This window comes from Haloarcula sp. MBLA0138 (assembly GCF_055632455.1).
In genome coordinates, this window is the sequence record NZ_CM145746.1 from 2,670,852 (window position 1) to 2,691,260 (window position 20,409).

17 protein-coding genes are annotated in these 20,409 nt (G+C 67.4%); 14 read left to right on the forward strand and 3 right to left on the reverse strand.

The window, feature by feature from the left end; genetic code table 11:
• Nucleotides 1-112: 112 nt before the first annotated feature.
• From ACV7JO_RS14265 to ACV7JO_RS14290, 6 genes are all read left to right on the forward strand, one after another.
• On the forward strand, nucleotides 113-1,348 hold the full coding sequence (locus ACV7JO_RS14265; protein WP_470354078.1) for a mandelate racemase/muconate lactonizing enzyme family protein: 1,236 nt from the start codon (nucleotides 113-115) through the stop codon (nucleotides 1,346-1,348).
• A 349-nt stretch (nucleotides 1,349-1,697) separates the two neighbouring features.
• Entirely contained in the window at nucleotides 1,698-3,041 is a 1,344-nt protein-coding gene (locus ACV7JO_RS14270; RefSeq protein WP_470355787.1) for an ABC transporter substrate-binding protein, read from the forward strand.
• Between the two features lie 51 nt (nucleotides 3,042-3,092).
• The gene (locus ACV7JO_RS14275; RefSeq protein ID WP_470354079.1) at nucleotides 3,093-4,043 is read left to right on the forward strand and encodes a carbohydrate ABC transporter permease; all 951 of its coding nucleotides are present in this window, start codon (nucleotides 3,093-3,095) and stop codon (nucleotides 4,041-4,043) included.
• Nucleotide 4,044: 1 nt separating this feature from the next.
• Nucleotides 4,045-4,980 carry a carbohydrate ABC transporter permease gene (locus tag ACV7JO_RS14280; RefSeq protein ID WP_470354080.1) on the forward strand — a complete coding sequence of 312 codons (936 nt, stop codon included), beginning with the start codon at nucleotides 4,045-4,047 and terminating at the stop codon, nucleotides 4,978-4,980.
• A gap of 1 nt (nucleotide 4,981) precedes the next feature.
• Nucleotides 4,982-6,127: an ABC transporter ATP-binding protein gene (locus ACV7JO_RS14285; RefSeq protein WP_470354081.1), complete on the forward strand. Its 1,146-nt coding sequence runs from the start codon at nucleotides 4,982-4,984 to the stop codon at nucleotides 6,125-6,127.
• Nucleotides 6,127-7,272, forward strand: a complete 1,146-nt coding sequence (locus ACV7JO_RS14290; RefSeq protein WP_470354082.1) for an ABC transporter ATP-binding protein — start codon at nucleotides 6,127-6,129, stop codon at nucleotides 7,270-7,272. The genes ACV7JO_RS14285 and ACV7JO_RS14290 overlap by 1 nt, the downstream gene beginning before the upstream one ends.
• Nucleotides 7,273-7,395: 123 nt before the next feature.
• Here the strand turns inward: ACV7JO_RS14290 and ACV7JO_RS14295 are convergent, their stop codons facing one another.
• Nucleotides 7,396-8,169 carry an SDR family NAD(P)-dependent oxidoreductase gene (locus tag ACV7JO_RS14295; RefSeq protein ID WP_470354083.1) on the reverse strand — a complete coding sequence of 258 codons (774 nt, stop codon included), beginning with the start codon at nucleotides 8,167-8,169 and terminating at the stop codon, nucleotides 7,396-7,398.
• 90 nt (nucleotides 8,170-8,259) lie between these two features.
• On the opposite strand from ACV7JO_RS14295, the gene ACV7JO_RS14300 reads away from it, so the two are divergent.
• From ACV7JO_RS14300 to ACV7JO_RS14315, 4 genes are all read left to right on the forward strand, one after another.
• On the forward strand, nucleotides 8,260-9,303 hold the full coding sequence (locus ACV7JO_RS14300; RefSeq protein WP_470354084.1) for a zinc-dependent alcohol dehydrogenase: 1,044 nt from the start codon (nucleotides 8,260-8,262) through the stop codon (nucleotides 9,301-9,303).
• A 75-nt stretch (nucleotides 9,304-9,378) separates the two neighbouring features.
• Entirely contained in the window at nucleotides 9,379-10,452 is a 1,074-nt protein-coding gene (gene gfo6 / locus ACV7JO_RS14305) for a D-xylose 1-dehydrogenase Gfo6 (RefSeq protein WP_470354085.1), read from the forward strand.
• Between the two features lie 38 nt (nucleotides 10,453-10,490).
• Nucleotides 10,491-11,255, forward strand: a complete 765-nt coding sequence (locus tag ACV7JO_RS14310) for an IclR family transcriptional regulator (RefSeq protein WP_470354086.1) — start codon at nucleotides 10,491-10,493, stop codon at nucleotides 11,253-11,255.
• A gap of 41 nt (nucleotides 11,256-11,296) precedes the next feature.
• Nucleotides 11,297-12,274 carry a Gfo/Idh/MocA family protein gene (locus ACV7JO_RS14315; protein WP_470354087.1) on the forward strand — a complete coding sequence of 326 codons (978 nt, stop codon included), beginning with the start codon at nucleotides 11,297-11,299 and terminating at the stop codon, nucleotides 12,272-12,274.
• A 343-nt stretch (nucleotides 12,275-12,617) separates the two neighbouring features.
• Here ACV7JO_RS14315 and nirK read toward each other — a convergent pair whose 3' ends face one another.
• On the reverse strand, nucleotides 12,618-13,703 hold the full coding sequence (gene nirK, locus ACV7JO_RS14320; protein WP_470354088.1) for a copper-containing nitrite reductase: 1,086 nt from the start codon (nucleotides 13,701-13,703) through the stop codon (nucleotides 12,618-12,620).
• Nucleotides 13,704-13,944: 241 nt separating this feature from the next.
• Nucleotides 13,945-14,271, reverse strand: coding sequence for a NifU family protein (locus ACV7JO_RS14325; RefSeq protein ID WP_470354089.1), 327 nt, complete (start codon nucleotides 14,269-14,271; stop codon nucleotides 13,945-13,947).
• A gap of 264 nt (nucleotides 14,272-14,535) precedes the next feature.
• On the opposite strand from ACV7JO_RS14325, the gene ACV7JO_RS14330 reads away from it, so the two are divergent.
• The 4 genes from ACV7JO_RS14330 to pstB are packed head-to-tail and all read left to right on the forward strand — an operon-like array spanning nucleotide 14,536 to nucleotide 20,408.
• Nucleotides 14,536-15,681: a substrate-binding domain-containing protein gene (locus tag ACV7JO_RS14330; RefSeq protein ID WP_470354090.1), complete on the forward strand. Its 1,146-nt coding sequence runs from the start codon at nucleotides 14,536-14,538 to the stop codon at nucleotides 15,679-15,681.
• 59 nt (nucleotides 15,682-15,740) lie between these two features.
• The gene (pstC, locus tag ACV7JO_RS14335) at nucleotides 15,741-16,862 is read left to right on the forward strand and encodes a phosphate ABC transporter permease subunit PstC (RefSeq protein ID WP_470354091.1); all 1,122 of its coding nucleotides are present in this window, start codon (nucleotides 15,741-15,743) and stop codon (nucleotides 16,860-16,862) included.
• The gene (gene pstA / locus ACV7JO_RS14340) at nucleotides 16,859-19,516 is read left to right on the forward strand and encodes a phosphate ABC transporter permease PstA (RefSeq protein ID WP_470354092.1); all 2,658 of its coding nucleotides are present in this window, start codon (nucleotides 16,859-16,861) and stop codon (nucleotides 19,514-19,516) included. Before pstC ends, pstA begins: the two co-directional genes overlap by 4 nt.
• Entirely contained in the window at nucleotides 19,509-20,408 is a 900-nt protein-coding gene (gene pstB, locus ACV7JO_RS14345; protein ID WP_470354093.1) for a phosphate ABC transporter ATP-binding protein PstB, read from the forward strand. Before pstA ends, pstB begins: the two co-directional genes overlap by 8 nt.
• Nucleotide 20,409: the final 1 nt, after the last annotated feature.

Genomic DNA, 20,409 nt, shown 5'->3' on the forward strand with positions numbered 1-20,409 from the left:
CGCAAGCCGCAGGGAGAGCGGCGCGAGCGTGCGTTAGCGTACCGTCTAGGCCGGTTTCGCCCCCTCGCTCTCGAAAACGTTTTGAGTGTCGGCGCGCATTCCTCGGTGTCGCATGAACTACGCAGACCTGCGAGACCCCAACGCGGAGTACACCATGCGCGACCTCTCGGCCGAGACGATGGGCCTCACCCGGTCCCGGGACGAGCGGCGCGACGTGGAGATAACCGACGTACAGACGGTCATCGTCGACGGGAACTACCCGTGGACGCTGGTCCGAGTCTACACCGACGCGGGCGTCGTCGGGAACGGCGAGGCCTACTGGGGCGGCGCGCTCCCGGAGATAATCGACCGGCTCAAACCCTTCGTCGTCGGCGAGAACCCGCTGGACATCGACCGCCTCTACGAGCACATGGTCCAGAAGATGTCCGGCGAGGGCTCCATCGGCGGGAAGGACATCGCGGCCATCTCCGGCGTCGAACTGGCCCTGCACGACGCGGCCGGCAAGATACTGGAGGTCCCCGCCTACCAACTGCTCGGTGGGAAGTACCGCGACGAGGTCCGGACCTACTGTGACTGTCACACCGAGGACGAGGCCGACCCGGAGGCCTGCGCCGACGAGGCCGAGCGCGTGGTCGACGAACTGGGCTACGACGCCCTGAAGTTCGACCTCGACGTGCCCTCGGGCCACGAGAAGGACCGCGCGAACCGCCACCTCCGCCAGCCCGAGATAGAGCACAAGGCCGAAATCGTCCGCCGGGTCACCGAGCGCGTCGGCGACAAGGCCGACGCCGCCTTCGACTGCCACTGGGCCTTCGCCAGCGGGAGCGCCAAGCGCCTCGCGCGCGAACTCGAACAGTACGACGTGTGGTGGCTGGAGGACCCGGTGCCCCCGGAGAACCACGACGTCCAGCGCGAGGTGACACAGTCGACGGGGACGCCCATCGCAGTCGGGGAGAACGTCTACCGGACCCACGGCCAGCGCCGCCTGCTTACCGAACAGGCCGTCGACATCGTCGCGCCCGACTGCCCGAAGGTCGGCGGGATGCGCGAGACGGCGAAGATAGCCACGCTCGCCGACATTTTCTACGTCCCCGTCGCCATGCACAACGTCTCCTCGCCCATCGGGACGATGGCCTCGGCCCACGTCGGCGCGGCCATCCCGAACGCGCTGGCCGTCGAGTACCACTCCTACGAACTGGGCTGGTGGGAGGACCTCGTCGAGGAGGACGACCTGATTCAGGACGGCTACATGCCCATCCCCGAGGAGCCCGGACTGGGTCTGACCCTCGACCTCGACGCCGTCGAGGACCACCTCGCCGACGGGCAGGAACTGTTCGACGAGGCCTGACGCCCCCTTCGACGCACTGCCGCGCCAGCGTTCTCCGATAGTGAACGACGCATCCGTCCGTCGTGTCGCGCCCGGCCCGCACACCTGCCGACTGGGGCCGTTACGTCGGTCGACAACGACAGTCACGTCGGCTGTGAACTCGACTCACACGGAGTGAGAAGTGCCCCCGTAGTCGCCGCCACACCCCCTGCTGTTCACTGTCGGTAAAGTTCTGTGCCCTCGATTCCCCGCCGTCCGGTTCGCCGGCTGACCCGCGCGACCGACCGTCTCGACCCATCTGCGGTACATTTATATATCACTGGCAATACCTGCATAGTGTATGGTAGAACGTGACAGTTCAGACGCGGCGATGCACCGGCGGAAGTACCTCGCGGCGCTCGGTATCGGTGCCGCAGCCAGTGTGGCCGGCTGTTCGGGTGACGGCGGCTCGGGCGGTTCGGGCGGTTCGGGTGGCACCGACGGCTCGGGCGGTTCGGGCGGCACCGACAGCTCGGGTGGCTCGGGTGGCCAGCAGTGGGACCAGACGCTCGAAGTGCTCCACGGCTGGGCCGGCGGTGACGGCGAGGCGGCGGTCAACGCCCTCATCGAGGTGTTTCAGGAGGAGTACCCCGAGATGTCGACGAACTTCCAAGCGGTCGGGGCGAGCGCGAACGTCAACCTGAACGCGACAATCCTCCGGCGGCTGGTCAACGGCAACCCGATGAGTTCCTTCGCCAACTGGCCGGGCCAGAACCTCGAACGGTACCGCGGCAACCTCATGGACCTCGAACAGGACGTCTGGGAGGCCGAGGGCTACAAGGACGTGATGCAAGAGCGTGCCATCGAACTCAACACGTTCAACGGGAAGATGCCCGCCGTCCCGCTCGGTTCCCACCGGATGAACAACCTGTTCTACAATATCTCGGTGTTCGAAGATGCCGGCGTCGACCCCGAGAGCCTCGACAGCGTCGAGGCGCTGATGGGTGCCCTCGACACCATCCAGTCAGAGACCGACGTGGTGCCGATGGGACAGGCGATGGTCGCGCCGTGGACCGTCCTGCAACTGTGGGCGCAGGTGCTGATGGGGCAGGCCGGCATCGACGCCTACATGGACTTCATCGAGGGCAACGGCGACCGCGCCGCGATGATCGACGCCCTCGAAACCACCCGCGACATCCAGCAGAACTACATCACCGACGACGCCTCCACGTCCAGTTTCACCGACATGGGCGGGAAGATGATAAACGGCGAGGTCGCCTGCATGCACCAAGGCAACTGGCTCGCGGGCCAGTTCCGCGTCGACGACTCGTTCAACTTCGAGGAGCACTGGGACTGGGTCCCCTTCCCCGGCACCGAGGGTACCTACACCTACCACATCGACTCCATCGTCGCGCCCGCGAACAACCCGACCCGCGAGGAGACCATCGCGTGGCAGAAGTTCGTCGGGACGAAGGAGGCCCAGATCGCCTACAACAACCTCAAAGGCTCCGTCCCGCTGCGGACCGACGTCGACCCGGACGAACTGGGGCCGTTCATCGCGATGACCTACGAGGACCTGACGACCTCGGAGCGCTACCCGCCGACCATCGCGCACGGACTCGCCGTGACGCCCGAGCAACTCGGCGCGTGTAAGACGGCGATAAGCAACGACATGATGGGTCCCTACGACGTCGAAGCCGCTGCAGACGCGCTGTTGAACGCCGTCTCCGGATAGTCGGGCCGATAACTACACTTTTTATTACGCAGGAGCGAAATCACTATAGCTATGGGTACGCACGAAACCACAGAGGCGACGACGCAGTCGTCCGAGGAAGTCGACTGGGAGACGAAGCTCAGATACTTCCTCAACAGCGACTTCGTCCGGTCCTCGCCGTTCTGGGGCATCCCATTCGTCATCATGGGCATCGCCGTCTACGGCGGGATGGGGTTCAACCTCGCCATCTCGCTGACTGACGCCCGGGGGCTGACGCCGCCGGACTACACCAACCTCGACCTCGAGATGTACGGACAGGTACTGGGCAACGAGGCGTTCCTCACCGCGGCACAGAACAACCTCGTCTTGCTCGTGGTCTTTACCACCATCTGTCTGTTCCTCGGACTGTTCCTCGCCATCCTGCTGGACCAGGGCATCCGCTACGACAATACGGTACAGACAATCTATCTGCTACCGATGAGCCTCTCGTTCGTCATCACGGCACAGATGTGGCTCTGGATGTTCAACACCAACAACGGGCTGTTGAACATCATCGTGACGACGCTCGGGTTCCAGCCGATACAGTGGATAGGGAACCCCTCCATCGCGTTGGGGTCGGTCATCTTCGCGCTCATCTGGCAGTTCAGCGGCTACACGATGGTCGTCTATCTCGCCGGTCTGCGTTCCCTGCCCGACGACCAGTTCGAGGCCGCCCGCGTCGACGGCGCGAGTACGATGAAGACCTACCTCCGCATCATCGTCCCGCAGATGAAAGAGGCGTCGGTCAGTGCGGCCGTCGTGTTGATGGTGTTCGCGCTGAAGGCGTTCACCTTCCTGTACTCGCTGACCGGTCGCTACCGGCCGCCGACCGGGACCGACATCCTGGCGACGCTGATGGTCCGGGAAGCGTTCAAGTTCGGGCGGTGGGCCTACTCCGCAACCATCGCCTCGTACCTCCTGTTGCTCGCGCTCGGCGTCATCGCGCCGTACCTCTACTACCAGTACAGACAGGGGAGCCTCTAACATGTCACAGTCAACACCTGATTCGACCTTCGACGTCGCATCGCTCGTCGAGGACGTGAGCCTGAAACGCATCGGCCAGTACGTACTGGTCATCGTCTTCATCGGGTTCTTCCTCTCGCCGCTACAGACCGGCCTCATGACCGCGTTCAAGACAAACGAGGCCGTCGCACGGTCGATTCCGCTCGTCCCACCGTCCGCGAGCGGCTTCACGCTCGGGAACATCCGGTTCGCGCTCAACGAGCTCTCGGGCGCGTTCTTCAACTCCCTGTTCATGGCGATTCCGGCCACCATCGGGAGCGTCCTGTTCGGGAGCATGGCCGCCTACGGGCTGACGATGGTCCGCTGGCGCGGTCAGATGGCGATGTTGATACTGTTCCTCATCGGCATCTTCCTGCCGTATCAGGCCGTGCTGGTCCCGCTGGCGCGGTTCTGGAACAACATCTTCCCGCTCGCGTCCATGCTGGCACCGACGTTCGGGTCGCTGCCGTTCCTGCAGTCCTACCACGCCAACCTCGTCCCGCTGATGATAACCCACATCGCCTACGGGATTCCCATCTGTACGATTCTGTTCCGGTCGTACTACCAGAGTCTCCCCAACTCGCTGGTCGAGGCGGCGAAGATAGACGGCGCGTCCATCTCGAAGATATACCGTCGCGTGCTGCTTCCCATCTCGAAGCCGATGTTCGGCGTCGTCTTCATCTACCAGTTCACCCAGATATACAACGAGTTCCTGTTCGCGTTCACGCTCATCACTGGCTCGGACACGCCCGAGGCCGTCGTGACGCTCATCCTCCCCGCCGTCGGGGCGTCGACCTCCGGCGTCGACTTCGGGATTCGGATGTCCGCGTCGTTCCTCGCGGCCATTCCGACCCTGCTCATCTACGTCGCCTTCGCCGAGCAGTTCGCCAAGGGTCTGCAGACGGAGGGAGGTGCCTGAGATGGGCGAGATAACTATCAACAAACTGACCAAGCGGTTCGGCGACACCACCGCCGTCGACGACCTCTCGGTGGAGATAGCCGACGGCGAGTTCCTCGTGCTGGTCGGCCCCTCGGGCTGTGGGAAGTCCACCACCCTGCGCTGTCTGGCGGGGCTGGAGACGCCCACCTCCGGTGACATCTACATCGCCGACGACCACATGAACTACCGCGTGCCCCAGAACCGGGACATCGCCATGGTGTTCCAGGACTACGCGCTCTACCCGCACATGACTATCCGGGAGAACGTCCGGTTCGGGCTCGAAGAGGAGTCGGGCTACACCGACGCCGAGCGCGAGGAGCGCGTCGAGGAGATAGCCGCGATGCTGGGCATCGACGACCTGCTGGACCGCAAGCCCGAGGAGCTCTCGGGCGGCCAGCAACAGCGGGTCGCCTTGGGCCGCGCCATCGTCCGGGACCCCGAGGTGTTCCTGATGGACGAGCCCCTCAGCAACTTGGACGCGAAGCTCCGGGCGGAGATGCGCACGGAACTCCAACAGCTACAGGAGCAGTTCGGCGTCACGACCGTCTACGTCACCCACAACCAGACGGAGGCGATGACGATGTCCGACCGCATCGCCGTCATGAACGACGGCGAACTCCAGCAGGTGGGCCAGCCCCTCGAACTGTACCACGCGCCCGCGAACCGCTTCGTCGCGGGCTTCATCGGCGAGCCGATGATGAACTTCTTCACCGGCACCGTCGACCGCGGGACGTTCGACGGCCAGTTCATCGAGTACCCCTTCGACGCCGACATCAGCGAGGCCGTCGACGGCGTCGACGAGGTGGTGCTGGGCATCCGGCCGGAGGACATCGCCATCGAACTGGCCGACGAGCACGACGGCCCTGTCCGGGACCACGAGTTCCCGATGGAGGTGACCGTCGTCGAGCCACACGGTGACCAGAACGTCGTCCACCTGAATCATCCCGAGGACACGGCCGGGACGGAACTGCTGCACGCCCTGACCAGCGGCACCGACATCTTCCAGTCCGGGCAGTCTGTCGTCGTCACTCTCGACCCCGACGACATCCACGTCTTCGACGCCGAGAGCGGCGAGGCGCTGCACACGCGCCGACTGGCCGCGGCCACGGAGGTGACGAACGTCTAATGTCCCGCCTGATACTCGACGACGTGACGAAGGTGTTCGAGGACGGCGACGACGAGATAGTCGCGGTCGACGACATCTCCGTCGAGATTCCCGACGGCGAGTTCCTCGTGTTGGTCGGTCCCTCTGGCTGTGGGAAGTCCACTACGCTGCGGATGATAGCGGGGTTGGAAACCATCACCGACGGCGAGATAAAGCTCGACAGCGCGGTCCAGAACGACGTGCGCACGCAGGACCGCGACATCGCCATGGTGTTCCAGTCCTACGCGCTGTACCCGCACAAGACCGCCCGCGGGAACATGTCCTTCGGGCTGGAGGAGGCCACCGACCTCTCGGACGCCGAAATCGACGAGCGGGTCACCGAAGCCGCGTCGATGATGGGCATCGAGGACCTGCTCGACCGGCTCCCTGGCGAACTCTCGGGCGGCCAGCAACAGCGGGTGGCGCTGGGACGGGCCATCGTCCGGGACCCGGAAGTGTTCCTGATGGACGAGCCGCTGTCGAATCTGGACGCGAAACTCCGGGCGGAGATGCGCACGGAACTCCAACAGCTACAGGAGCAACTCGGCGTCACGACCGTCTACGTCACGCACGACCAGACGGAGGCGATGACGATGTCCGACCGCATCGCCGTCATGAACGACGGCCAGCTCCAGCAGGTCGGCCGCCCCCTCGAACTGTACCACGAGCCGACGAACCTCTTCGTCGCCCAGTTCATCGGCGAGCCGTCGATGAACTTCCTTACCGGCGAGCGCGAGGGGTCGTCGTTCGTCACCGACCGCATCGAGTACCCCTTCCCGCGGGACATCGCAGACGCCGTCGGCGACGCGACGGACCTCGTCCTCGGCGTCCGCCCGGAGGACATCGAAGTCGGCGAGTCCGGCGACGACGCCGCCCACGAGTTCGAGATGACCGCCACCGTCGTCGAGCCGATGGGCAACCAGAACGTCGTCCACTTGGAGTTCCCCGGCGAGACCGAGGGGACCGAAGACCTCGTGGCGACGACCGAGGGGATGGAGCAGGTCGACGCCGGCGAGACCGTGACGGTCCACATCCCGCCCGAGACGGTCCACGTCTTCGACGCGGGGACCGGTCAGGCGCTCCACAACCGCCAACTGGAGTTCGTCGAGCAGGAACTCCGGCTGTAGCCGCCACGACCCACCCGCTACGACCTCACCCGAAACTACCTCACGTACCGCTTTTCGAGCCGTCACACGTCGAAAACGTCACGAAGAGAGCGCCGCGGTCGACGCGCTCCGAACGCGCGGCGCTCAGAACGCGCTGTCGGCGAACCCGCCGTCGACGGTGAGCACTTCGCCCGTGACGAACGACGCGGCGTCGCTGGCGAGGAAGACGGCCGCGCCGACGATCTCCTCGCGGTCGGCCACTCGCCCCAGCGGCGTCCGCTCGTCGATGCTCGCTCGTTTCTCGGTGCCCTCGGCGTACGTGTCGGCGTTCTGTGGCGTGATGACGAACCCCGGCGCTATCGCGTTGACGCGCACCCCGGGGGCCAACTCCTTGGCCGACGCGCGCGTGAACGACTCGACGCCGCCTTTCGCCGCCGCGTAGGCCGGCAGGTCGGCCATCGCCAACCGCGCCGCCAGCGACGAGATGTTGACGACCGCGCCCTCGCCGTCCATCCCGGGGACCAGCGCCTGCGTCACCCGGCGGACGCCGTCCAGCGCCACGTCGGTGACGAAATCCCAGTCCTCGTCGCCGATGTCCAGCACCGACTCCCGGGAGATAGCGCCCTGCGAGGCGACGACGGTGTCGATACCGCCCAGCTCGGCCTCGGCGGTCTCCCGGAGGTCGTCGAGCGTCTCGCGTTCGGTCACGTCGCAGGTCACCCGGGCGGTGTCGACGCCGTAGCTCTCGATGGCGTCGGCCGTCTCGGCGACGGCGTCCTCGCTGCGACTGGTCGCTATCACGTCGGCCCCCTCGGCCGCGAACCCCAACGCGATGGCCTGTCCGATGCCGCTGGTCCCGCCGACGACGACCGCGCGCTTGCCGTCGAGCGAGACTGGCGTGTGGTCGTAGGAATCCATAGCCGTGGTGTCGACGCGGCCGTATTTCACCTTTGCGGACGGCGGCCCCGGAACCACAGAACTATTAGCCTCGGTCGATTTGATGAGAGTATGCGAGGCCTAGCAAAAGTGCGCCGTAGCCACGGCGCAATGGAGTTCGTCGACCGGAGTCGCCCGGAGCCAGCGCCCGACGAGGCACTCGTCGAAGTCGACTACGCGGGGCTCTGTGGCAGCGACGCCGGCATCTACGAGTTCGAATCCGCCTTCGAGCGGATGGAACTCCCGACGGTAATCGGACACGAGTACGCCGGCCGGGTCGTCGAGGTCGGCGACGCAGTGTCGAAGTTCGATGTCGGCGACCGCGTCGTCGAGCGTCCCATCCGGGGCTGTGGCGACTGCTACCAGTGCGAGGTCGGCGAATCGAACGTCTGTCAGGACGCCGTCATCACCGGCGTCGACCACGACGGGGCCTACGAGCAGTTCGTCGCCGTCCCCGAGCGCGCGCTGCACCCGGTGCCCGACTCGGTGCCCCAGCAGCACGCCGCCGTGGTCGAGCCGACGAGCATCGGTGCCCGGGCGGTCATCGAGAACTCCCGGGTGACCGCGGGCGACCGCGTCCTCGTCGAAGGGCCGGGCCCCATCGGCCTCCTGACTGCCCAAATCGCCCGCTCGCAGGGTGCCACCGTCGTCGTCTCCGGCGTCGGGCAGGACGCCACCTACCGCCTGCCGCTGGCCGAGGAACTGGGCTTCGAGACGCTCAACATCGCCGAGGACGACGCGGCCGCCCGCCGCGAGTCGCTCACCGACGGCATCGGCTACGACGTGGTCTTCGACACGACCGGCCACCCCTCGGGGCTCCCCTCCGCCGTTGACGAGGTCCGGAAGGGCGGCCAGATAGTCCTCGTCGGCCAGACCGGCGAGACGACCATGCCCTACTCGCCGCTGGTCCGCTCGGAGATAGACCTCCAGTGTTCCTACGCGTCGATGTACGAGGACTTCGAGCGCTCGCTGCGCCTGATAGACCGCGGCGCGGTCGACTGCGAGACGTTCGTCGACGACCGCTTCTCGCTGCTGGAGGCCGACGAGGCCTTCGAGGCGTTCGTCGACGGCGAGACCTGCAAGCCCGTCTTCGACGTCTCGGAACTCTACGCGTAGGGTCCGCCCTTTCCGCGACCGCCCGGAGCGGCCCTTTCCGAAGCTTTTAGCCCGACCCGCCGGTATCGACGGTCGATGCGAGATTGGCTCGACAGCTACGACGAGCGGGACTGGCAGACCACCACGGAGGGGACCGTCCGCCTCGCCCTGCTGGGGCTGGGCTGGTGGACGATAGACGAGGCGCTGCCGGCGATAGCCGAGGCCGACCGCTGTACGGCGACCACGCTCGTCAGCTCCTCGACGGAGAAAGCCGAGCGATTGGCCGACGAGAACGGCGTCGAGAACGGCATCAGCTACGAGGAGTTCCACGACGGGGCCGCCGCCGACGACTACGACGCGGTGTACATCGGGACGCCCAACGCCTACCATCTGGAGTACGTCGAGACCGCGGCCGACCTCGGCAAGGCGGTCCTCTGTGAGAAGCCCATGGAGGCGACCGTCGAGCGCGCCGAGGGGATGGTCGAGGCCTGCGAGCGGGCGGACGTGCCCCTGATGATAGCCTACCGGATGCACACCGACCCGACCGTCCGGCGGGCGCGGGACCTGCTCGACGAGGGGTTCATCGGCGAGCCAGTGTCGGTCTACGGCAACAACAGCCAGTCGCTCCTGTCGATGATTCCCGACGACGACCAGTGGCGGTTAGACCCCGATGTCTCGGGCTACGGCACCTCCGTGATGGACTTGGGTATCTACTCGCTGAACACCGCCCGGTTCCTGCTGGACCGGGACCCGGTCGCGGTGCAGTCGCGGATGAGCAGCCACCACGAGGCGTTCGCGGACGTGCCCGACGAGCGCTCGGGGTCGCTGCTGGCGCTGGAAGGCGGCGTGAAGATGGTCACGACGACCAGCCAGAACGCCCAGACCGACACCCAACTCAAGATAACCGGGACCGAGGGCCAGATAGACCTGCGCCCGGCGTTTCACGGCACGTGTCGGCTCCACCTCTCGCGGGGCGAGCGCTCGGTGACCGTCGAGGACGCGGCGGTCGACGCCCAGCGGGAGATGCGCGAGGAGTTCGACTACTTCGCCGACCGCGTGCTCACCGGCGGGGACATCGTCGCCGACGGCCGCCACGGCCTGCAGGACATGCGGCTCATCCGCGCGGTCCACGAGGCCGCCGAGACCGGCGACGTGGTCATGCTCGACTGACGGCAACCGTTTTGTAGGCGTGTCACGATGATGTGGGTATGCCCACGCCAGCCCGGAACCCACTCCAGTCGGTTGCAACGACCTTCGAGATACTCAACGCCTTGAAGGCGCTGGACGGGGCCGGCGTGACGGAGCTGGCACAACACCTCGACGTCCCCAAGAGCACCGTCCACAACTACCTCAGCACGCTCGAACAGGAGGAGTACGTGGTCAGGGACGACACCGAGTACCGCGTCGGACTCCGCTTTCTCGAACTCGGCGCGTACGCGCGCCACGTCCAACAGCTGTTCGAGATAGCCAAGCCCGAGGTCGACCGCCTCGCCGACGAGACGGGCGAACTCGCCAACCTGCTCGTCGAGGAACACGGCCGCGGGACGTATCTCTACCGCGCCCACGGCGACCAAGCGGTCCGCGTGAAGGCCCACGTCGGGACCCGGGTCCCGCTGCACACGACGGCGCTGGGGAAGGCCATTCTCGCCTTTCTCCCGCCCGAGGAGGTCGACGAGATAGTCGACCGCCACGGGCTGGACGCGCCGACCGACCGCTCTATCGGCACCCGGAGCGAACTCGACGACGCGCTCGCCGACATCCGCGAGCGCGGCGTCGCCTTCGACGACGAGGAGCGCATCGACGGCCTGCGCTGTGTCGCCGCGCCGGTCAGGGACGACGGCGACGAGGTCATCGGTGCCATCAGCGCCTCCGGGCCGACCAACCGGCTCCGCGGCGAGCGCTTCCGCGAGGAACTCGCCGGGAAGGTGCTGGAGGTCGCCAACGTCATCGAACTCAACGTCACCTACTCCTAGCGGACGGCAACACTTATGGCCGTCTCGGCCGGCCTTGGGGTATGCGCTTTGGCGTCCTCAGTACGGCTGACATCGGTATTGACTCGGTCATCCCCGGCATCCAGCACAGCGACCACGAGGTGGCGGCCATCGCCTCCCGGGACGGGGACCGAGCGGCGGCGGTCGCCGAGCAGTTGGGCATCCCCGAGAGCTACGAGGGATACGACGCGCTGCTGGCCGACGACTCGCTCGACGCCGTCTACATCCCGCTGCCCAACGGCCACCACGCCGAGTGGGTCCGGGCGGCCGCCGACGCCGGCCTCCACGTCGTCTGCGAGAAGCCCCTGACCGCGAGTGCGGCCGAGACCGCGGCGGTCTTCGACTACTGCGAGGAGCGCGGCGTCACCCTCATGGAGGGGTTCATGTACCGCTACCACCCGCTGACAGAGCGCGCCGTCGAGGTCGTCGAGGAGGAACTGGGCGAGGTCCGGAACGTCACGTCGACGTTCACCTTCCGGATGCCCGACGGCGCGACCGACATCCGCCTCGACCCGGCCCTCGACGGCGGCAGCGTGATGGACGTGGGCTGTTACGCCGTCAGCGCCGCGCGCCTGTTCCTCGGCGACCCCGAGCGGGTGTACGCGACGACGACGGACCGCCGCGACTGCGGCGTCGAGACGGAGATGGCGTGTGTCATGGAGTACGGTGACGGCGCGAGCGCCCGCCTCCAGTCGGGCTTCGAGACGCCGCTGACCCAGTACTACCGCGTCGAGACGACCGACGGCTGGCTCCGCGCGGAGCCGACTTTCGACGTGGGCGTCGACAACGCGACGGAACTGACCTACGGCGTCGGCGAGCGCGAGGTGACCGAGCGCTTCGAACCCGCCGACCACTACCGCCGCGAAATCGAACACTTCGCGGACTGCGTCGCCGCCGGCGAGACGCCCCGCGTCGACCGCGAGGAGAGCGTCGCGGTCATGCAAACCATCGACGCCATCTACGAGAGCGCCGAGGCCGGGCGGCCGGTCGAGCTCGACTGACAGCGGCTCGCAGCGTCAGTCGTCTTTCTGTGGCGAGATTGCGGCAACTGTTTTTAGAAGTAGTGAATATGGTCTTGTAATGGTAGCGCACCTATACAAAACTCTGATTCTGTGTCCATATCTTCGAACTCTGATGGAAAGCGATTCACTCTTCGAACTCTCCCCAAATACGCGTCTATACCCTCTGAGATACCTCTTGAATGCGGGGGATTGGGGAAGGGAACGCTCGAAAAACAGCTCTACTTTACCTCGGCCAACTCGCGGCCGCTAACCGACGGCGGCCGGCCCGGGCGACGCCGTCACGTCGCCGGTGTGTGCCGCCGCGGCGCGCGCTCCCCGTCGGTCAGGGGTCGGGGTCGAACACTTCGGGGTTGGCCTGCCCCTCGCGGTTGATGATCGCCAGCATCCCCTTGCGGGTGACCCGCGAGAGCGCGTGGTCGACCAGCTTGATGGGACCGGGCACCTCGGCGTGCAGGGTCGCCACCGCACAGGAGCCGGGTTTGACCGGCGTCGTCTGGACGTACTTGTTGGCCGGGCCGGCCAGCGCCCCCTGCTGGTACACCTCGTCCCAGACGCTTCCGATGGGGTGGAAGCTGGAGTCGAGGTTGGGGCCGCCGGTCACGAAGAACACCCTCGCGGTGTCGCCGACCTGTATGCTGGGCGAGCCGTACCGGTCGGGCGTGATGGCGTACTTCTCGCCGTTCATCAGCACGTAGGTCGGGTCCTCGGCCGCCATCGACTCCATGTCGAAGTCGTGGTGGCCCTCCTCGCCGGCCTCGCCGGTCGTGTACAGTTCGTGCTGGCCGAAGTAGAACTCGTGGTCGACTTCGGGCAGCCCCTCCTTCGGCTCCACCACTATCATCCCGAACATCCCCGAGGAGATGTGCATGTCCATGTTCGGGACCGCACAGTGGTAGATGAACGCGCCGGGGTACGTGGCCTTGAACCGGAAGGTCTCGGTCTCACCGGGCGCGACCATCGACGCCTCCGCGCCGCCGCCGGTGCCCCGCACGGCGTGGAGGTCGACGTTGTGAGGCATCGAGTTGCTGGAATCGCTGGTGACGGTCAACTCGACGGTGTCGCCCTGCCGCACCCGAATCATCGGGCCGGGGACCTGCCCGTCGAAGGTCATGTACGTGTAGGTGACGCCGGGTTCGACCTCCGCGACCTGCTCTTTGGTCGTCAGCTCCCGGCTGACCGTCGTCGGGGACGAGCGGGAGATGGGGTCGGGAACGTCGGTCGGGTCGGCGGCGATACGGTCGGTGTCGAGCTGTTGTGCGGCGTTCATCGCTGGTTCCTGTGGGGTGGTCCGTTCGGATGCCTGTTCAGTCGGCGTGCCCGGAGCCTCGGCGCAGCCGGCCAGCGCCGCCGAGCCGACACCGAGAGCCTGTAACACGCGCCGTCTGGTCGCCGTCGGGATGGATGACATCGCGGTGGCCTCCTACAGGTGCAACTCTGCGTTGGGAACACATATACCGGAATGCGGCTGTTCAGGCCGTGAGAAGCGTTCTCGGCGGCTGAAAGCGGTGGCGAAGGCGTTCGCTCGCCCGTTTAATAGTGTACGGGAAACCGCCGGCCCGCGCCGCCCGCCGGGTCAGCGTGGTGTACGGTTTCGCGGTCGCTCCGCGGGATTGCGCGACGCCGGTGGGACCGAACGGCCCCACCGCGGCTCAGAACGGGGGTTCGTAGTCTTCGTACTCGTTCATCTCCTCCATGTCCTCGGTCTTCGAGGGCATGACGGCCGCGCGCGGGCCGCCGGTGCGGACGACTTCGACCTCGTCGACCCCGTCGATGTCATCCGGAAGCTGGTGTTCGATGGCGTTCATGGTCATCGGCGCGATGCCACAGCCCGAGCAGGCCCCGCCGATAGCGACGGTGACGGTGCCGGCCGCTTCGTCCACGTCCCGCACCTCGAAGTTGCCGCCGTGGTCCTGAATCTGGGGGACGTTGTTGCTGAGGTAGCTACGCGTCTGCCGTTCGAGTCCTTCGGCGCTCATACAGGTACGCCTACGTCCCAACATGTAATATAATTAATCGATTAGGGATGCCTAGAGACACTTTCGAGCGACCTAAACGAGTCTCGGACCACCGGCCATCGGGCGGCCGCGGCGCGCACACGAGGACCCCGTCGTGGCCCGTTCTCCCGACGGTACTGTAGTGGTATATAGTTCTACCCACGGTCTATCGGCGTACCGACCCGTCATAGCCGCCTATACCCCTATTATAAACGAGTTTAATAGTTCGACAACCCGTCTCTGGTGATGACACGCGACGAAGCGCGGCTGTCAGACCGGGTATCGCGCCGGAAGTTCATCGCGACGACGGGTGCCACCAGCATCGCGGCCATCGCCGGCTGTTCCAGCGGCGACGGCGGCAGCGGCACCGAGGGCGACAGCGGTTCCGACGGCTCCGCGGACACCGAGTCCGTCGAGACCGAGGAGAGCACGGACTCGGGCAGCAGCTCCGGCGGTACCGGCCCGCTGGAAGCCGGCGGGTCCTCGACGGTCTACCCCGTCGCGAACACGGCCGCGTCCTACTGGAACGCCAACCGCCCGGCCAGCGACACCGAGTACTGGCCCCACGGCGAGTACGGCATCGACACGGACATGGCTCTCGCCAACTACTGGGCGGGCCTCTACGGCTTCGAGGCCGGCTCGGACGGCGAACCGCCGTTCACCGTCTCCGTCGCGCTGTCCCACTCCGGGACCGGCGTCGAGAAGGTCCGGGACGGCCAACTCGACCTCGGGAACTCCTCGGGGAACGTCGAGAACGAACTCCCCGACCGGGACTCCTACGAGAGCTTCGTCGACCACGTCGTCGCCGTCGACGGCCAGCCGCTGGTCGTCTCGCAGGAGATCGCCGACGCCGGCGTCGAGCAGATAACCGGCCAGCAGCTGAAAGACCTCTACAAGGGTCGCATCACCAACTGGACCGAACTCGGCGGCCCGGACCGCGAGATTCAGGTGCTGGGCCGTGTGAAAGGCTCCGGGACCCGGACCTCTTTCGTCTCCAACGTCTTCGGCAACCCCGAGGAGGACACCAGCGTCGCCAACCGCTACGGTCAGAACCAGCGCCTCGCACAGGCCATCGCGCAGGCCGACAACGCCATCAGTTACCTCGCGCTGGCGTTCATCAACACGGGCGGTCTCGCCCCCATCGCGCTGGAGTGGGAAGGGACGACCTACGCGTATCAGGACGACCAGAACGGGCTCGACTCCCGAGACTACCCGCTCTCGCGCGACCTCCACATGTACACGTGGGAGGGCACCTCGATGAAGGAAGCGGCCTTCATCAACATGGTCCTCTCGGAGTTCGGGCAGGACACCTTCGTCGCCCCGAACAACTACTTCACGCTGGGCGAGCGCCGCCTCGAAGAGGAGCGCAACAAGCTCCCCGACCAGGCCTGAGGTAGCCGGTCCCGGCTGACCCGTCGCCCTCGCATCACAACGGAGTTTTCAGACACCCAATGCTCGACGAAGTCACAGTAACTGCACGAAAGACGATACTCGGGGGGAACCCGGCCGACGGCTCGGTGCTCGCCGTCGCCGCGACCGCGGGCACGCTCGTCGCGACGGTGCTCGTGTTCCTGTTCGCGCCAGCGTTCACGCTGCCGATGCTGGTCGCGTTCCTGCTCGCGACGGGGCTCGGCTGGACGACCTATCAGGCCGAAGTCGCGCGGTTCCTCACGCTCGTCGCCACGGTACTGACCGTCCTCACGGTGACGTTTATCACGTTCTTCCTGTTCGTGAGCGCACTACCGGCCGTCTTCGAACACGGTGCCGGTCTGCTGTTGCTTCCCACTCAGAACGGGGAGCCGCGGTGGTTCTTCTTCCTCGAATCGGTCCTGCCCGCCGGGGAAACGTTCTGGAACCCCCTCAGCGGGGCGTACTCGCTGATTCCCTCCATCTGGGCGACGGTCGTCGTCACCCTCATCGCGGGCGCTATCGCCGGTCCGCTGGGCCTGTTCGGTGCGCTGTTCGTCGCCGAGGTCGCCAGCGACGGCCTGCGGGAGGTCATCAAGCCCGGCATCGAGGTGCTCGCGGGCATCCCCTCTATCGTCTACGGCTTCATCGGCTTTCAGGTGCTCAACGGGTTCGTCCAGACCTCCTTCCTCGACGACGGGGCCAGCTTCCTCATCGCCGGCGTCGTCGTCGGCGTGATGGCGCTGCCGACGGTCGTCTCCGTCGGCGAGGATGCCCTCTCCAGCGTCCCCGACTCGATGGGTGACGGCTCCGTCGCCATGGGGGCGACGAAGTGGCAGACGATGAAGAGCATCTCCATCCCCGCCGCCTTCTCGGGCATCTCCGCCGCGGTCATCCTCGGGCTGGGTCGGGCCATCGGCGAGACGATGGCCGTCGCCGCAATCATGGCTGCCGGCGTCGGCTTCGCCGACCCGCTGTTCGACGTCTTCGACGCCAGCGCGACCCTGACCAGCCTCATCGCGGTCAACTACGGGAGCGCGTCCGAGAGCACCATCGACGTGCTGTTTGTCGCCGGCGTCCTGCTGTTCACCATCGTCGCCGGCATGAGCGTCGTCTCGCAGTTCATCGAGCGCCGCATGAAAGCGAAGCTACGGGGGCACGCATGAGCGAGGCCTACGCCGGCGAGACCGACGGCGCGCTCGTCAGCGCGGAGTCGGGTCCGTACGACCGCGGCCTCGACACCGCCATCGCCCTGAGCGTCCTCGGGTTCGCCCTCGGACTGCTGGCCCTCGTCGACTTCGTCCCGCTCGCGGCCAGCGGTGACGCGCTCGGGGGCTTTCTCGTCGCGTTGCTGGCCGTGGTCGTCGGCGGCGTCGGCCTCGTCGGTGTCGCCTCGTGGGCCAACGTCGTCCCCGTCCGGTCCCAGCGGGTCCGGGGCATCGCGCTCGGCCTCGTCGTCGGGGCGCTCGGGCTGACCGTCGCCGCCTACGTACTGCCGGTCCGGCTGGCGACGCTACTCGGGCTCCTGTTGCTGTTCGACGCCGCCGCCGTCGCCGCCGCCGGCGTCGTTTCGCGCCTCGGCCTCGTGGATACGGAACCGGACGCGAGCGCCGGGCTGCTGGCCGGCGCGGCCTTCGCCACCGTCGGTCTCGCCATCGGCGGGGCCGTTGGCGGCTCGCTGGTCGGGTTCGACTCGCTGCTGTGGCTGGCCGTGGCGCTGGCCGCCGGCCTCGGGATGCTGGCCGTGACCGTCCTCCCGCGCGAGGACGTGGGGTCGACGGTGCCGGCGGCGCTGGCCGTCGGCGTCCTCGGCGCGACCATCGCCACGGCGGTCGTCGGCGTCGGCTGGCAGTGGAACCCCCAGTCGCTGTCGGGCGGATTCACCGGCGGCGCGGTCATCCCGCTGTTCGTCCTCGTCGGCACGCTGCTGTCGGCGTGGTCGGCGGCGAAGTGCCGCGCCGGTTTCGGCGCTCGCGGCCGCGAGTACGGCGCTTTCCTCGTCATCAACCTCAACGCCCTCCTGATGGTCGCGGTGATGGCGACTATCGTCGTCTTCGTCACCGTGAAAGGCGTCGCATACGCGCTCCACGGGCTCTCTATCGGCGCGCTGTCGGCGCTCGTCCTCGTCTCGCCGCTGGTCGCGCTCGCGGTCGCCGTCGCTCGGCGACCGGCCGGCACGGCGGAGTGGCACTCGGGGGCGCGGCTCCTGTTCCGGGTCCTCCCGCTGGCGGCCGCCGGCGGCGTCGTCGCCCTGCTGGGCTTCGTGTTGGTGACGGGCGAGGCGCTCCGGTACCCGTTCCAGTACAGCGTCCAGATAAACCGCGAGCTCCGGCCCCTCGATACGGCGCTGTCCGTGACGCCCGACCCGACCGTCGGCTCGCTCCTGCTCGCCGCGCCGATGCTCCTGTTGGCCGTCACCGCCTTCCGGCGGTACGGGTCGCTCCGGAACGTCGGGACGCGGTTCGAGCGCGTCGAGCGGGTCCGCGAGGCGGTCCCCCTCGGCGTCCTCGCGATGCTCGTCCTCACGGGGCTGTTCGCTGTCCTCGGCCCGTCGCCGCTGGGACTCCCGGCTGGTGCGCTCGTCGGGACGGCGGTCGTCGCCGTCGGCGCGCTCGCCGCCGGCGCGCTCGCGGTCGCGCCCCTCGCCGCCGTCGCGGCCGCCGACGGCACGCTCGCCGAGCGGGCACAGGACAGCGCGACGGTCGTCACCGTCGGTGTCTTCGGCGGGCTGGCGCTGCTCGCCGCCGTCCTCGTCCTCCAGCCGGTCGCGGGGGTCGCGCCGAGTGTCGGCCCGGTCAACGTCGTCCCCGCGGTCGGGACGCTGGGCGCGCTCGCCTCGCTGGCGCTGGCCCTGCTGGCGGTGCAGGCCGGCCGGACGACCGCGGAGACGCTGACCGAGCGGCTGGTCGCCGAGGAGCGCCGCCTCGCAGCGGTCGCCGCGACGGGCTACGCCGCGCTGGTCGGCCTCCACGTCGCGGCCACCGGCGTCCCGTACACGGTGCTTGGCGTCTCGGTCGCCAACGAGGGGTCGCTCTCGTTCCCCGTGGCGATGCAGGCGTACATCCCGCTGGGACAGGAGCCCGGGGGCATCTTCCCGGCCATCGTCGGCACCGTCTGGCTGGTCGTCGGCGCGACCTTGTTCGCGGTGCCACTGGGCGTCGGCGCGGCGGTCTTCCTCACCGAGTACGCCGAGCAGGGGCCGTTCACCGCGGTCGTCGAGATAGCCACGAACGCGCTCTGGAGCACGCCCAGCATCGTCTTCGGGCTGTTCGGGGCCGCGTTCCTCATCCCGCGGCTCGGCGGCGACGAGTCGCTGCTCGCGGGGATGCTCGTCCTCGGGTTCATGTTGCTCCCGCTGGTGCTCATCACCTCCCGGGAGTCGGTCAAGGCCGTCCCCGACGAGTACCGCGACGCGAGCGCGGCGCTGGGCGTCTCCCAGTGGGAGACCGTCAAGAGCGTCGTCCTCCCGGCGTCGATGCCCGGCGTCATCACCGGCGTCATCCTCGGCGTCGGCCGCATCGCCGGCGAGACGGCCCCGCTCATCCTCGTGTTGGGCTCGACGCTGAACGCGACCGAATCGGTGAACGTCCTGCAGGGGTTCCGGTTCGTCGCTCGCCCGCCGTTCGTCGTCAACGACCAGTTGCTGACCGCCTCCGCGTCGCTGCCGACGCAGGTGTGGGCGGTCATCGCGGCGGGGGTCTCCGGGTCCCCGTCGATGGGGTGGGCGACCGCCTTCGTCCTGCTGATGGTGGTGCTGACGTTCTACGCCGTCGGCATCACCGCGCGGACCTACTTCCGGAGGAAGCTGAACTATGAGTGAGACCACACAGACCGACAGCGGTACCGCCGCCGGCGTCACGACCGCCGGCGAGAGCGACGAACGCGTCCGCGAGGAGTGGACCGACTACCAGTTCCGCGGCGAGCCGAAACTCGCCGTCGAGGGCCTCGACGTCTGGTACGGCGACGACCACGCGCTGAAAGACGTCTCGATGGACATCCCCGAGGAGTCGGTGACGGCGCTCGTCGGCCCCTCGGGCTGTGGGAAGTCGACCTTCCTCCGGTGTCTCAACCGGATGAACGACCGCATCAAGGCCGCCCGCATCGACGGCTCCGTCGAACTCGACGGGACCGAGGTGTACGACCCCAACGCCAACCTCGTCGAACTCCGCAAGCGGGTCGGCATGGTGTTCCAGTCGCCCAACCCCTTCCCCAAGTCCATCCGGGAGAACATCTCCTACGGCCCGCGCAAGCACGGCGACATCGAGAAGGGGCTGCTCGCCCGCCTGTTCGGCCGCGACGACACCGAGGCCGAAGCCGAGCTCGTCGAGGAGTCGCTGCGGAAGGCCGCCCTCTGGGACGAGGTGAAAGACCGCCTCGACGACAACGCTCTCGGCCTCTCGGGGGGCCAGCAACAGCGGCTGTGTATCGCCCGCTGTCTCGCCGTCGGCCCCGACGTCATCCTGATGGACGAACCGGCTTCGGCGCTGGACCCCATCGCCACCTCGAAGATAGAGGACCTCGTCGAGGAACTGGCCGAGGAGTACACGGTGGTCATCGTCACCCACAACATGCAACAGGCCGCCCGCATCTCGGACCAGACCGCCGTCTTCCTCACCGGCGGCGAACTCGTCGAGTACGACGACACGGACAAGATATTCGAGAACCCCGAGAGCCAGCGCGTCGAGGACTACATCACCGGCAAGTTCGGCTGAG